Below are 14,004 nucleotides of genomic sequence, written 5' to 3'. Positions count from 1 at the left end.
GGCTGTTCAGATGAGCGCATCCAACCGCACCAGCCGGCTGCGCCTGATCGTGCTGCAGGCGCTGGTCTTCTCCCTCTTCGCCACGCTCGGGGTCCGGCTCTGGTACCTCCAGGTCGCGCACGGTTCCTCCTACCGTGCCCAGGCCGCCTCGCAGTCGGTGCGCGAGGTGGTGCAGCAGCCCACCCGCGGCCTCATCGTCGACGACATGGGACGCCCGCTGGTCTCCAACCGCACCGCGTGGGTCGTCAGCATCGACAAGACCACCTTGGGCAACCTCTCCGAGGCCGATCAGGGCACGCTGCTCAAGCGGGTCGCGAAGGTGACCGGCGAGAAGGTGGGAGCGATCAAGAAGACGCTCTCCACCTGGAACGGGTCGGCGTACCAGCCGGTCCCGATCGCCGAGGACGTCAAGCAGCAGGTCGCGCTGCAGATCCTGGAGCAGCCCGAGGACTATCCGGGTGTGGTCGCCGACCAGCAGACGGTGCGCAGCTACCCGCGCCCCTACGGCGTCAACGCCGCCGGCATCCTCGGCTACCTCAGCCCGATCACCGGCGACGAGTATGCGCAGGCGAAGAAGGACAAGGACCAGTCGCTCAACGCCACCTCCGAGGTCGGTCGCGCCGGCGTCGAGAAGGAGTACGACAAGTGGCTGCGGGGCATGCCGGGCTACACCTCGGTCGCGGTCGACTCGCTCGGCCGTGAGCTGGGCGATGCCAGCGATGTCGCGGCGCAGCCCGGCGACACGCTGGTGACCAGCATCGACGCCAAGGTCCAGGCAGCCGCCGAGCAGTCGCTGAACCAGGCGATCACGACCGCCCGGGCGACCTACGACCCGGTCACGCACAAGAACTACGTCGCCGACTCCGGCGCGATGGTCGTGATGGAGGCCAAGACCGGTCGTGTCGTCGCGATGGCCAGTGAGCCGACCTACGACCCGGCCGAGTGGGTCGGCGGGATCAGCCAGAAGCAGCTCGACGCGCTCTACTCCAAGAAGGCGGGCAACCCGCTGCTGAGTCGGGCCACCCAGGGCCAATTCGCGCCCGGGTCGACCTGGAAGCCGTTCATGACGACCGGCGCGATCACCGACGGCCTGCCCACCGACCAGCACTTCGTCTGCGGGCCCGGTCTGCAGATCGGCAACCGCTACTTCAAGAACTACGAGTCGGAGTCCTACGGCTCGATCACCTTCGCCGAGGCGCTCAACGTCTCCTGCGACACGTTCTTCTACCAGGTGGGTCTGCACTTCTGGAACAAGTACGGCTCCGACCCCGCCAACGCGAAGGCCAAGGACCCGCTGGCGTCCGCCGCGAAGAGCTTCGGCTTCGGCAAGCCCACCGGTATCGACGTCCCGGGGGAGGCCAGCGGCCGGGTCGGTGACCGGCAGTGGAAGGCGTCGTACTTCAAGGCGATGAAGAGCTACTACTGCACGATGGACGAGAAGGGCACCGCCAAGACGCCCTTCCTCAAGCTCTTCTCGCACGAGTTCTGCCTCCAGGGCAACTACTTCCGGCAGGGCGACGCAGCCAACTTCACCATCGGCCAGGGCGACACCATGGTCACCCCGCTGCAGCTGGCGCGTGCCTACAGCGCGCTGTCCAACGGCGGCACGCTCTACCAGCCGACGATCGGCAAGGCGGTCGTCGCTCCCGACGGCACCGTGCTGAAGAAGATCCAGCCGAAGGTGACCCGGCACGTCGCGGTGAGCAAGAAGGCGATCGACTACGTCAACACCGCGCTGCTCGGCACGATGGTCCCGCACAGCGGGTTCAACGGGACGCTGGCGTGGAAGTTCGGCGGCTTCCCGCTCGGCGAGATCCACCTGCGCGGCAAGACCGGCTCGGCCGAGGTCGAGGGCAAGCAGTCGACCTCGTGGGTGGCCACCTACGACAAGAACTACGTCGTCATCATGGTCGTCACCCAGGCCGGCACCGGCTCCGGTACCTCCGGTCCGGCGGTGCGCCGGGTCTGGGAGAGCCTGTACGGCGTTCAGGGCGACGAGAACTCCCAGCAGACGGTCGACACGTCCAAGTCCGCGATCCCTGGCGTGACGCCTCCGAAGGCGCTGCCGACCTTCGCCCAGGACGGCTCGATCCTGCCGCCGGCCCGGCAGAGCAAGGGAGCGAAGAAGTGAACCGTGCCCTGAAGCTGGACTGGGTGCTGATGGTCGCCGTCCTCGCCCTGCTCGTGCTCTCCACGCTGCTGGTGTGGTCCGCGACCGAGCACCGCACCGACCTGACCGGCGGTGACAGCACCGCCTTCGTCCGCAAGCACGTGGTCAACATCGCCATCGGGCTGTTGCTCATGGTGGCCGTGTGCGCCACCGACCACCGGTGGGTGCGGATCGTCGCCCCGCTGGTGTACGTCGCCTCGCTCGGCGGGCTGGTGCTGGTCCTGACGATGGGCAGCACGATCAACGGCTCGAAGTCCTGGATCGACGTCGGGGGGATGTCGATCCAACCCTCGGAGTTCGCCAAGCTCGCGGTGGTGATCGGGATGGCTCTGGTGCTGGCCGAGCGCACCGAGGGGCGCTGGCGCTCCCGGGTCGGCGGCAGCGACGTCGTCATGATGCTGCTGGTCGCAGCCGTCCCGGCGGCACTGATCGTCCTGCAGCCCGACCTCGGCACCCTGCTGGTGCTCTCGGCGACGGTCTTCGGTGTCCTGGCCGCCGCCGGCACGCCGCGTCGCTGGCTGGCGCTGCTGTTCGCCGGAGGGCTCGCGGCGGCGACGGCGGTGGTCGCCGGGGGGCTGCTCAAGACCTACCAGATCCACCGCTTCATGGCCTTCACCGATCCCTCGCTCGACCCCAAGGGTGCCGGCTACAACGTGCAGCAGGCCCGGATCGCGATCGGCAACGGCGGCCTCTTCGGCCAGGGTCTGTTCCACGGTCGCGTCACCCAGGGGCAGTACGTGCCCGAGCAGCACACCGACTTCATCTTCACCGTCGCCGGTGAGGAGCTCGGCCTGGTCGGGTCGCTGGTGCTGATCGCACTGCTGGGCATCGTGCTGTGGCGTGCGCTGCGGATCGCCTCGCGCACCGACGACCTCTTCGGTCGGGTCGCGGCTGCCGGCATCGCCTGCTGGTTCGGCTTCCAGGCCTTCCAGAACATCGGCATGTGCCTGGGCATCATGCCGGTCACCGGCGTCCCGCTGCCGTTCGTCTCCTACGGCGGCTCCTCGATGTTCGCCGGGCTGCTCGCGATCGGGTTGCTGCAGAACATCCACGCGCGCACGATCGCCCCGGCGGCCGTACGTCGGGCGAGCACCCCGGGGCTGCTCGCCGTACGGTGAACGCCGGCGCTCGCTCCGCCGTGCGGTAACCGGTTTGGATTGGCCCGGCGGAGAACGGTAAGTTAGTTGCCGATGACAACCAACGCTTCCGCCGCTCCTGTCGGCCACGCCCCGACGGGGGAGTACACCCACAAGCAGATCCTGACGATCCTTACCGGACTGCTGCTCGGGATGTTCCTGGGCTCGCTCGACCAGACGATCGTCAGCACCTCCATCCGTACGATCGCCGACGACTTGCACGGCCTCGACGCCCAGGCGTGGGTGACCACCGCCTACCTGATCACCTCGACGATCACGACCCCGATCTACGGCAAGCTCGGCGACCTGTGGGGCCGCAAGAAGCTGTTCATGTTCGCGATCAGCATCTTCATCATCGGGTCCGTGCTGTGCACGTTCTCCACGTCGATGTACGAGCTGGCCGTCTTCCGTGCCTTCCAGGGTCTAGGAGCCGGCGGTCTGTTCACCCTCGTCCTCGCGATCATCGGTGACATCGTCAGCCCGCGTGAGCGCGCCAAGTACACCGGCTACTTCATGGCCACCTTCGGCACCTCGAGCGTGCTCGGTCCGGTGATCGGTGGCTTCTTCGCCGGCGCCTCCACCATCCTGGGCATCGCCGGCTGGCGCTGGGTCTTCCTGGTCAACGTGCCGATCGGCATCGTCGCGCTGGTCGTCGTCTACCGCACGCTGCACGTGCACCACGTCAAGCGCAAGGCCCGGATCGACTTCATGGGCGCGATCGCCCTGGTCATCTGCCTGGTGCCGCTGCTCACCGTCGCCGAGCAGGGCCAGCGCTGGGGCTGGAGCTCGACGAAGTCGATCTCCTGCTTCGTCATCGGCGCGCTCGGCCTGGTGCTCTTCATCGCGGCCGAGGCATTCATGAAGGACGACGCCCTCATCCCGCTGCGGCTCTTCCGGATCCGGGCGGCCTGGGTCACGATCGTGGCCAGCGTCCTGGTCGGCATGGCGCTGTTCGGCGGCATGATGATGCTTCCGCTCTACCTGCAGATCGTGCACGGCGCCTCGCCGACCGAGTCCGGTCTGCTGATGCTGCCGATGGTGCTGGGCCTGATGTCGGCCGCGATGATCTCCGGCAAGATCACCTCCAAGACCGGGCGACCGCGGATGTTCCCGATCGCCGGCTCGCTGATCATGGCCGTGGGCTTCTTCCTGCTGACCCAGGTCAGCGCGGGCACGCCGCTGCCGCTCGTGATGGTGTTCATGCTCATCGTCGGGTACGGCGTGGGCAACTGCATGCAGCCGCTGATCCTCACCGTGCAGAGCGCCGTACCGCCGCAGGAGATCGGCGTGGCGACCGCGTCCGCGACGTTCTTCCGTCAGATGGGCGGCACCATCGGCGTGGCAGTCTTCCTCTCGATCCTCTTCGGCACGGTCGGTGGTCACATCGCCGACGCCTTCCACGATGAGGCGCCACAGATCCAGGCTGCCGTGCAGTCCGGCCAGCTGGTGCCCAACAAGCTCGACAAGGAGGTCCTCGCGGGCGACCCGAAGGTGACCGAGGAGTTCAACAAGGACTCCTCGATCATCAACCAGATGAGCCCCGCGGTGGCGCACCCGTTCAAGGTCGGCTTCACCGGGTCGATGACCATGGTCTTCTGGATCACCGGCGGCATCGGGCTGCTGGCCTTCCTTGTGCTGCTGTTCATGCCCGAGGTCGTGCTGCGCGAGACCTCGGCCTCGTCAGCAGCCGCGGCCGAGCGAGCCGCCGCTGCCAAGGAGTAGCGCCCTTCGACCCGCAGAACCAACGTGGCCCCCGGCATCCGCCGAGGGCCACGTTGGTTGCTGTGCTGCCGAGTCAGCGATAGATCACTTCTTGGACTTCTTGTGCTTCTTGTGGCTCTTGGCCTTCTTCTGCTGCTTCTTCAGCTGCTTGGCCTGCTTCTTGGTCAGCTTCGCCACGGTCACCGACGTCGACGTGGAGCCGGTCACCCAGTCCGGGTTGGTGGCGGTGACGGTGAGCTTGATCGCCTTCTTCGCGTCCGTCAGGCCGACCTTGTAGATGGCCGAAGTGGAGACCACCGTCGATCCGATCGTCCAGCGGTAGTGGTAGGACGTGCCGAGCTTGCGACTCCAGGTGCCCGCGTGAGCGGTCAGCGTGTCGCCGGCGGCCGGGGTGCCGGTGATGCCGGCACCACCGGCGGGCATCAGCTGGTCGGTCAGCGTGAGGTTGGCAGTCACCTTTCCGCCCGCAGTCACCCTGATCGGGGTCGCGCCGGCGAGGGAGTACTTGCCGCCGAAGTACACCGGGATCAGGTCGTGGTCGCTTCCGTAGAGGTCATAGCTGTCGCCATCCCTGGCCTGGAGGTAGTAGGTCCCGGGCGTGACACCGTCGAACTCGAAGATGCCCTGCTCGTCCGTGCCTTCGTCGTCGACGTAGTCGCCGTCGGCGTTGTACAGCTGGAGGTCGCCCTCGGTGAACGGGTCCTTGGAGTGCCCGACGTTGGTCAGCTTGCCGGTGATCGTGCCGTCGCGCAGCAGCTTGATCGTGGGGGCCGTGCCGACGCCCTGCACCGGAACGGTGAAGGTCAGGTCGTACGCGCTCTCGTACGAGCCGTCCCCGTCGACCTGGGCGTCGTAGGTGCCCGGAGGCAGGTCCGCGCCGCTGATGTGCCAGGACCCGTCACGGCCGGTGCTGGCGTTGGCATCGTTGTTGGTGTCCTCGTTGTCGAGGTGGACCGAAGCATTGACGAGCGGCTGCCCGGCGTCATCGGTCACGATGCCCTTGATGCCCGAGGTCTGCACCTCGGAGACGCCCTTGGTGAGCTTGACCGTCGCAGGGGTCGTCTTGGTGCTGCTCACCGTCACCGTGGTGGCCCCGGCGGGGATGCTGCCGTCCTCCGGGTCGGTCACCGGGGTCGCCGTACCGCCGTAGAACGCGTCGAGGTACTCGTCCTGGTTGTCGGTGAACCAGATCCGGTAGTCGCCGGCGGCGACGGTGCTGTTGAACGTGTACGTGCCCGCTGCATCGGTGGTGGCCTGGGCCACATACGCTGAACGCCCGCTCTGAGCACTCGGGATGAGGTGGGCGGTGACGCCCGCGAGTGCCTTGCCGCTCGCGTCCGTGACCTTGCCGGAGAGGACGGTCGTCGCCTTGACCAGATTCACCGTCGGTCCGACCGCGTCGCCGCCGACCGTGACGGTGTAGGTGGTGGCGTCCGCCTGGCTGTCGCCGCCGACCCAGGTGTAGGACCAGCTGCCGGTGTCGTAGCTGTAGCTCTGGACCTGGAACTTGTACGTACCGGCAGGTACGGACAGGCCCCAGGTGCCGCTGCCGTCCTCGTCGGCGTAGATCCCGGCCACCTGGTATCCGGTGGTGGCGTCGTAGGCGTAGAGGTACACGGGGCCGTTGTTGACGTACGTCCCGCCGTTCGTGGTGAGGTGGCCGTGGATCTTGCCGGGCTTGGCGGGCACGACGTCGAGCCGGACATTCGTGTTATCGGTGGCGCCCGAGGTGACGTCGTCCGCGGTGACCGTGGTGACGGTCGAGTACTCGGTGAAGAAGCCGGCCTTGCTGACCTTGGCGGTGTACGCGCCAGCCGGCACGGCGAAGGCCGCAGACCCGTCCGCGTCGGTGGTTACGGTGCCGCCGACCTGCCTGCCCGTGGTGATGCTGTACAGCACCACCGATGCTCCGGACAGGTCGGTGCAGCAGTAGGTTCCGTTCTCGACATAGACGTCCAGGGTGGCGGTGGCACTGTCGGCGAGGGCCGGTGTGGCTATGGCTGCTGTAGGGGCAGCCAGGGCCAGGGCGGCAGCCGCACCGATGAGGTGGTGTCGACGCATGATGATCCTTTGGAGTGGGGTCGGCCACGTGGCCGACTGCCCGACGCTAGGGATGCATGCTCCGCGCCGTACGTCTAATCAGATAAATCTGTGGAGGTGGTCTGGTCCACCTGTGCGCTCGCTGTGACATACGGCACTCCGAGGCTGTCCCGTGGAGCTCAAGGCGATTCGCATGCCGTTGACCCGCAGGTTCGGCCAGCGGCGTACTGGCGACTTACGATGGACCCCATGCCTGGCGACTCAGTCTTCTCCCGCATCGAGCCGCGCCTGACCTCGGTGTCCAAGCCGATCCAGTACGTCGGCGGCGAGCTCAACTCCACGGTGAAGGAGTGGGGTGCGGATGCAGAGACCGTCCGCTGGGCGCTGATGTACCCCGACGCCTACGAGGTCGGCCTGCCGAACCAGGGCGTTGCGATCCTGTACGAGGTGCTCAACGAGCGCGAGTGGATCGTGGCCGAGCGCACCTACGCGGTGTGGGCGGACATGGAGCAGGTGATGCGGACCGGCGATGAGCTGGGCCCGATCCCGCAGTTCACCGTCGATGCCCACCGCCCGGTGGGTGACTTCGACCTCTTCGGGCTGAGCTTCTCCACCGAGCTCGGCTACACCAACATGCTCAACGCGCTCGATCTGGCCGGCATCCCGATGCATGCCGCCGATCGCGGCATCGAGGACCCGATCGTGCTCGCCGGCGGGCACGCGGCCTTCAATCCCGAGCCGATCGCCGACTTCATCGACGCGGCGGTCCTTGGCGACGGGGAGGAGGTCGTGCTGGCGATCTCCGAGGTCGTGCGCGAGTGGAAGCGGGAGGGCCGCCCGGGTGGCCGCGAGGAGGTGCTGCGCCGGCTGGCCGTCTCAGGCGGCGTCTACGTCCCGCGCTTCTACGACGTCGCCTACGCCGCCGACGGTGCGATCGAGGCCGTCGTCCCCAACCGTCCCGGTGTTCCGTGGCGAGTCCGCAAGCACACCCTGATGGACCTGGACGCCTGGCCGTATCCGGCCAAGCCGCTGGTGCCGCTGGCCGAGACGGTGCACGAGCGGTTCTCGGTGGAGATCTTCCGTGGCTGCACCCGCGGCTGCCGCTTCTGTCAGGCTGGCATGATCACCCGCCCAGTCCGCGAGCGGTCGATCAACACCATCGGCGAGATGGTCGAGAACGGCATCCGCAAGTCCGGCTTCGAGGAGGTCGGCCTGCTCTCGCTCTCCAGCGCCGACCACACCGAGATCGGTGACATCGCCACCGGTCTGGCCGACCGCTACGAGGGTCAGAACGTCTCCCTCTCGCTGCCCTCGACCCGTGTCGACGCCTTCAACATCACGCTGGCCAACGAGTTCTCCCGCAACGGGCGGCGCTCCGGCCTGACCTTCGCCCCCGAGGGCGGCTCGGAGCGGATGCGCGCGGTGATCAACAAGATGGTCACCGAGGAGGACCTGATCCGCACGGTGGCGACGGCGTACTCGCACGGGTGGCGTCAGGTGAAGCTCTACTTCATGTGCGGGTTGCCGACCGAGACGGACGAGGACGTCCTCGCCATCGCCGACCTGGCCAAGAAGGTCATCGCCAAGGGCCGCGAGGTCTCGGGTCGCAACGACATCCGCTGCACGGTCTCGATCGGTGGGTTCGTGCCGAAGCCGCACACGCCGTTCCAGTGGGCGGCCCAGCTCGATCACGAGACCACCGACGAGCGCCTGCGCAAGCTGCGCGAGGTCGTTCGCACCGACAAGCGGTTCGGCCGGGCGATCGGCTTCCGCTACCACGACGGCAAGCCCGGCACGGTCGAAGGCCTGCTCTCCCGCGGCGACCGCCGCGTCGGCAAGGTCATCGAGGCGGTGTGGCGCGACGGCGGTCGCTTCGACGGCTGGAGCGAACACTTCTCCTACGACCGCTGGATGACCTCTGCAGCCGCTGCCCTCGAGGGCACCGGGGTCGACGTCGACTGGTACACCACCCGCGAGCGGGAGTACGACGAGATCCTGCCCTGGGACCACCTCGACAGCGGACTGGACAAGGACTGGCTGTGGGCTGACTGGGAGGACGCCCTCGCGGCCGCCCGCGGCGAGGACATCGAGGTCGAGGACTGCCGCTGGACGCCGTGCTACGACTGCGGCGTGTGTCCGGAGATGAACACCGAGATCCAGATCGGTCCCACGGGTCAGAAGCTGCTGCCGCTCGCGGTGGTCTGAGGGCGGGCGGTCGCAGCCGGTCGCTGCAACAGTTTGCAGCTGTCACGGTGTCACTTTCGCGCTCTCCAGCTCGTCCTCCAGGAAACGCGGCCGGCAAGCGGCCATGCCGACGACGTACTGCGGGACGCAGAGCGCGAGGAGCACGATCAGCGGTGCGCGCCAGCTGCCGGTGGCGTCGTGGATGATCCCGACCCCGAAGGGTCCGATGACGGCGATCAGATACCCGACGGACTGAGTGAAGCCCGACAGCGCCGCGGTGCCGCCCGGGGTGCGGGTGCGGAGTCCGATCAGGGTCAGCACCAGGGGGAAGGTGCACGTCCCGGTGCCGACGACGAGCGCCCAGACCCAAGCGCCGCCGTGCGGCGCGATGATCAGGCCGAGGTAGCCGATGAGATAGCAGATCATCAGCGCTGTCAGCAGCACGCCCTGGTTGCGCATCCGGGCGGCTGCGCGCGGGATGAGCCAGGAGAGCGGGATGGTGATGCCGGTGATCACCCCTAGCAGCAGGCCGGCCGTGTGGGCGGTGAACCCGTTGTCGCGGTAGAGCTTCGCGACCCAGCCGAAGATCGAGTACGCCTGCAGCGACTGCAGGCCGAAGAAGGTCGCCATCGCCCAGCCCAGCCTGGTCCGGGCGACGTCGGCGCCGCGGATGGAAGCATCCGCGGCATGCGTACGACGATCGCCCCGCAGCAGGCCCAGCCAGGGCACGGCAGCGACCGCGGCCAGCAGCGCCCACGCGAAGATGCCCGCCCGCCAGTCGGTCGCACCGCCACCGTGCTCGGCGATCGGCACGGTCAGGGTGGAGGCAGCGGTCAGGCCGATGGCGAGCGCGGTGGAGTAGAGCGCCGTCACGGTGCCGACGTGGTCGGGGAAGTGCAGCTTGACCAGGGACGGGAGCAGCACGTTCGCGATCGCCATCCCTGACAACGACACGAACGAGAGCACCAGGAACCACAACGCGTCGTGCACGTGCGCCCGTGCCGCGAGGCCGGCGATGACCCCGATCAATGACAGGAAGGCCGACCGGTGCAGGCCGATCAGCGCCGCGAGTCGCGGGGCCAAGGCACCGACGCTGGCGAAGCAGACCACCGGGAGCGCGGTGAGGAGCGCTGTCTCGACGTCGTTCATGTGCAGGCCGTCGGAGATCTCGTCCAACAGCGGGCCGATGCTCACCGCGGCCGGTCGGAGGTTGAAGGCCAGTGCGACGATGCCCACCAGGACCAGCACGCGCCGCCACCGTGGCTCGGCCGCGGGTTCGGGTCCTGAGGTGGGGTCGGTCGAAGCCATGCGCCGATCCAACCAGGCCGGTTAACGGTGTCGACAAGCGGCCGTAACATCGACGAAACAAAGCATTAAGTCGATCAACATAGTCATGTATGGTGCGAGTATGGCACCTGAGTTCCTCTGGTACATCCCCAACACCGTCGAGCCCGGCCATCGCGGCGACACCAACGCCGACGGTTGGGGCACCCTCGACTACTCCGTCGACCTCGCGCTCGAGTGCGAGCGGCACCATTGGGGCGGCGCGCTGCTGGGCACCGGCTGGGGGAGGCCCGACACGTTCACGGTCGGCGCCGCGCTCGCGGCGCGGACCAGCACGTTCAAGCCGCTCATCGCCGTCCGCCCCGGCTACTGGTCGCCGGCGCACTTCGCCAGTGCGGCAGCCACGCTCGACGAGCTCAGCGGTGGTCGGGTCCTGGTCAACATCGTCAGCGGGCAGGACAACCCCGCGGCGTACGGCGACAACGAGGTGGACCAACCCACGCGCTACGCGCGCACCCGTGAGTTCATGCGACTGACCCGCCGCCTCTGGACCGAGGAGCACGTCACCTTCCGCGGCGAGCACTACCAGGTCACCGACGCCACCATCGCGCCGCGGCCGGTCGCCGGCGGGCAACGGCCGCACCCGACCCTCTACTTCGGCGGCGCATCACCGGCCGCCGAGGAGACCGCGGCAGCCGAGGCCGACGTCCAGCTGTTCTGGGGCGAACCGCTGGACGGCATCGCGGAGCGGATCGAGCGACTGCGCCGCCTCGAGCAGCGGCACGACCGGGCCCGTCCGCTGGAGTTCGGTCTGCGCATCACCACCGTGGTCCGCGAGACCACCGAGGAGGCCTGGCGCGACGCCGAGGCGAAGGTCGCGGCGCTCGCTGAGAGCTCACATGCAGGGGACCGACATCTCGACCAGCGTCGGGGCAAGCCTGCCGTCGGGCAGCAGCGGCTGATCGACCTGCAGCAGCGCGGCGACGTCCTGGACAGCTGCCTCTACACCGCACCGGGCAGGGTGGGCGGAGGTGGCGCCGGCACGACGTGGCTGGTCGGCTCGGCTGCCGACGTCATCGCGGCGCTCCGCACCTACCAGGACCTCGGGATCGGCCACTTCATCCTGTCGGACACGCCGTACCGGCAGGAGATCTCCCGCGTCGGCGACACGGTCGCGGCGGCGATGCGTGAGCCGGTGCCGGCCTAGCCAGAAGGCTAGGCACTCACAGGCGAGCTCAGCTGCTCCTCGACCGACGCCGCGGTCGAGGCCCGTGCCGAGAGCACCGGGATCGGCAGCGCGAGGATCAGCAGCAGCGCCAGTGGCCAACCCCAGGAGCCGAGCTCGAGGTGCAGTAGCCCGAAGCCGAAGATGCCGATGCCTGCCGCGAGATAGCCGACGGCCTGGGCGACCCCGGCCAACGACAAGGCGGCGTCGCGGGAGCGGGCGTGCCGCCCCACGAGCGTCAACGACATGGGGAAGCTGATCGCCGCGATGCCGAGCAGCACCGCAGCCGGCACCGCTGCCGCGCGCGGCGCGATGAGCAGCAGCGCGACTCCGAGCGGGTAGCAGCATCCGACCAGCAGCTGCAGCCGGCGCGGGTCGTGGTGCGCGCTGACGACGGCGGGCCACCACAGCGTGAACGGGAGCCCGCACACCGCCACCACGCCGAGCAGGATGCCGGCGCTGCTGGCGTGGTAGCCGTGCTGGCGCCACAGCGTCGGGAACCAGCCGATCGCCGTCCAGATCTGCAGCAGCTGCAGCGAGTACAGCGCGGACAGCTTGCGGCACGAAGGCGTCCGGATCATCTGGACGAGCGTGATCGTGCGCGGGATCGGGGCGAGCACCAGGTCGTGCCGGATCAGGCCCAGCCACGGGATCGCCGCGATCACCGCGAGCGCCCCCCAGAACGCCAGCCCCGTGCGCCAACCGCCGTCGCTGTGCGCGATCGGCACGGTGAAGACGGCTGCGGCGCCGAAGCCGATCGCCAGCAGGCGTGAGTACGGCGCTGCCAGCGTGCCCAGTCGCTCGGGGAAGTGCAGCATGACCAGCGTCGGGAGCAGCACGCTGGCGGCGGCCATCCCGCCCAGCGCGAGGGCCGAGAGCGCCAAGAAGTCCCAGGCGCCGTCGGCCAGCGACCGGGCGAAGAGCCCGATCGCGATCGCGAACACCGACAGCAGCGTGGCCCGGTGCACCCCGAACCGGCGCGCCATCGCCGGCCCCATCGCGGACAAGCAGGCGAACGCCAGCGCCGGCAGCGCGACCAGGAGCGCGGCCTGCCAATGGCTCAGGTGCATCCCCCGGATGATCTCGGGCAGCATCGGACCCACGCTGGCGGCGGCCGGGCGCAGGTTGAGCGCAAGCAGCACGACGCCGGCGAGGATCAGGGGGAGGGGGCGACGGTTCACTGCCCGCATCCTTGCACTTCGAGACCTCGGCGTGTCGGCGGGTAACATCTGCGGGTGCGAGAACAGCCCGAACAGCAGGCCCCGCCGGTCCAGCGGCTCCGCGTCCGCTACGCCAAGCGCGGCCGGATGCGGTTCACCAGCCACCGCGACTTCGGCCGGGCCTTCGAGCGGGCCGTCTTCCGGGCACGGGTGCCGGTCGCCTACTCGTCCGGCTTCAACCCGCACCCCCGGATCTCGTACGCCGGAGCCTCGCCGACCGGGGCCGCGAGCGAGGCCGAGTACCTCGAGCTGGCGCTGGCCGAGATCGTCGATCCGGCGGCCGTCCAGGCCCAGCTGGACGAGGTGATGCCGGCCGGCCTCGACATCGTCGACGTGGTGGAGTCGCCGGGGGGATCGCTGGCCGACGTGCTGACCGCGAGCCGCTGGGTGATCGACATCCCGGTGCAGCCGGGGGTGGCCGCAGCGGCTGTCGGGACCTTCCTCGACACCGCGACGGTGCTCGTGGAGAGGATGACCAAGCGCGGTATGCGGGAGTTCGACTGTCGAGCCGCCGTGCTGGCCCTGGTCGCCGAGGCGAACGGACCTGCCTCGCGCCTGGCGCTCACGCTGCGGCACGTCGAGCCGATGGTCCGCCCCGACGACGTGATGACCGGCCTGCGCACTGTCGCTGGCCTCGATCTCGGGACCGCAGCGCCGCTCCTGACCCGCCTCGAGCAGGGACCTCTGGACGCGGCGACCGGCAGCGTCGGCGACCCGCTGCGCGCTCACGTCAACCGGATTTGACGATTCGTGTGCGATACTCGCCTCGGTCGCTGACGGGCCTGGGCGTGTGACAGACGCTCGCCGGCAACGATCCGACGACGTTCTCGCCGATGCACATCAACCGATGGTGCACCGGCACACCGGGGCGGTGATCCTCGCCAGCCCGCGACGCGGCCTTCGGGTACTGCGACCGCGGTAGGTGAATCGGTCTCCACTTCGATGACGCACACCGCGGAGGGTGTCGCCGCCACCGACAAGCTTTGCGTCGTACGTCCGACCTCTGGCCGGCGTGACGGCGTC

General features: G+C 68.8%; 9 protein-coding genes. 6 read left to right on the top strand and 3 right to left on the bottom strand.

Going from position 1 to position 14,004, the window contains the following annotated elements; translation table 11 throughout:
- The first annotated feature begins 10 nt into the window (after window positions 1-10).
- The 3 genes from mrdA (at window position 11) to H036_RS0107440 (ending at window position 5,028) form a co-directional block, all read left to right on the top strand.
- A complete protein-coding gene (gene mrdA, locus H036_RS0107450) occupies window positions 11-2,131 on the top strand; it encodes a penicillin-binding protein 2 (protein WP_017934160.1) in 2,121 nt (706 codons plus the stop codon).
- Entirely contained in the window at window positions 2,128-3,288 is a 1,161-nt protein-coding gene (gene rodA, locus H036_RS0107445; protein WP_017934159.1) for a rod shape-determining protein RodA, read from the top strand. The genes mrdA and rodA overlap by 4 nt, the downstream gene beginning before the upstream one ends.
- 72 nt (window positions 3,289-3,360) lie before the next feature.
- Complete coding sequence (locus H036_RS0107440; protein WP_017934158.1) at window positions 3,361-5,028, top strand: MDR family MFS transporter; 1,668 nt, start codon at window positions 3,361-3,363, stop codon at window positions 5,026-5,028.
- A gap of 84 nt (window positions 5,029-5,112) precedes the next feature.
- Here H036_RS0107440 and H036_RS0107435 read toward each other — a convergent pair whose 3' ends face one another.
- Entirely contained in the window at window positions 5,113-7,089 is a 1,977-nt protein-coding gene (locus H036_RS0107435; RefSeq protein ID WP_017934157.1) for a carboxypeptidase-like regulatory domain-containing protein, read from the bottom strand.
- Between the two features lie 228 nt (window positions 7,090-7,317).
- Between H036_RS0107435 and H036_RS0107430 the strand changes: the two genes are divergently transcribed.
- On the top strand, window positions 7,318-9,273 hold the full coding sequence (locus H036_RS0107430; RefSeq protein ID WP_017934156.1) for a TIGR03960 family B12-binding radical SAM protein: 1,956 nt from the start codon (window positions 7,318-7,320) through the stop codon (window positions 9,271-9,273).
- A 42-nt stretch (window positions 9,274-9,315) separates the two neighbouring features.
- Here the strand turns inward: H036_RS0107430 and H036_RS0107425 are convergent, their stop codons facing one another.
- Entirely contained in the window at window positions 9,316-10,560 is a 1,245-nt protein-coding gene (locus H036_RS0107425; protein ID WP_017934155.1) for a CynX/NimT family MFS transporter, read from the bottom strand.
- Window positions 10,561-10,660: 100 nt separating this feature from the next.
- On the opposite strand from H036_RS0107425, the gene H036_RS0107420 reads away from it, so the two are divergent.
- Complete coding sequence (locus H036_RS0107420; protein ID WP_017934154.1) at window positions 10,661-11,743, top strand: LLM class flavin-dependent oxidoreductase; 1,083 nt, start codon at window positions 10,661-10,663, stop codon at window positions 11,741-11,743.
- Between the two features lie 8 nt (window positions 11,744-11,751).
- Here H036_RS0107420 and H036_RS0107415 read toward each other — a convergent pair whose 3' ends face one another.
- A complete protein-coding gene (locus H036_RS0107415) occupies window positions 11,752-12,942 on the bottom strand; it encodes an MFS transporter (protein ID WP_017934153.1) in 1,191 nt (396 codons plus the stop codon).
- Between the two features lie 54 nt (window positions 12,943-12,996).
- Here H036_RS0107415 and H036_RS0107410 point away from each other — a divergent pair, with 54 nt between their 5' ends.
- Complete coding sequence (locus H036_RS0107410) at window positions 12,997-13,725, top strand: TIGR03936 family radical SAM-associated protein (RefSeq protein ID WP_017934152.1); 729 nt, start codon at window positions 12,997-12,999, stop codon at window positions 13,723-13,725.
- Window positions 13,726-14,004: the final 279 nt, after the last annotated feature.

It is taken from the genome of Nocardioides sp. Iso805N, assembly GCF_000364605.1.
Lineage (GTDB): Bacteria > Actinomycetota > Actinomycetes > Propionibacteriales > Nocardioidaceae > Nocardioides.
Note: the sequence above shows the minus strand (reverse complement) of the source record. Positions and strands in the feature narration are given on the sequence as shown.

Excerpts from the sequence above, each read along its gene's own strand:
- mrdA (WP_017934160.1), top strand. The coding sequence starts at position 11 with ATGAGCGCATCCAACCGCACCAGCCGGCTGCGCCTGATCGTGCTGCAG.
- H036_RS0107440 (WP_017934158.1), top strand. The coding sequence starts at position 3,361 with ATGACAACCAACGCTTCCGCCGCTCCTGTCGGCCACGCCCCGACGGGG.
- H036_RS0107435 (WP_017934157.1), bottom strand. The coding sequence starts at position 7,089 with ATGCGTCGACACCACCTCATCGGTGCGGCTGCCGCCCTGGCCCTGGCT.
- H036_RS0107430 (WP_017934156.1), top strand. The coding sequence starts at position 7,318 with ATGCCTGGCGACTCAGTCTTCTCCCGCATCGAGCCGCGCCTGACCTCG.
- H036_RS0107425 (WP_017934155.1), bottom strand. The coding sequence starts at position 10,560 with ATGGCTTCGACCGACCCCACCTCAGGACCCGAACCCGCGGCCGAGCCA.
- H036_RS0107420 (WP_017934154.1), top strand. The coding sequence starts at position 10,661 with ATGGCACCTGAGTTCCTCTGGTACATCCCCAACACCGTCGAGCCCGGC.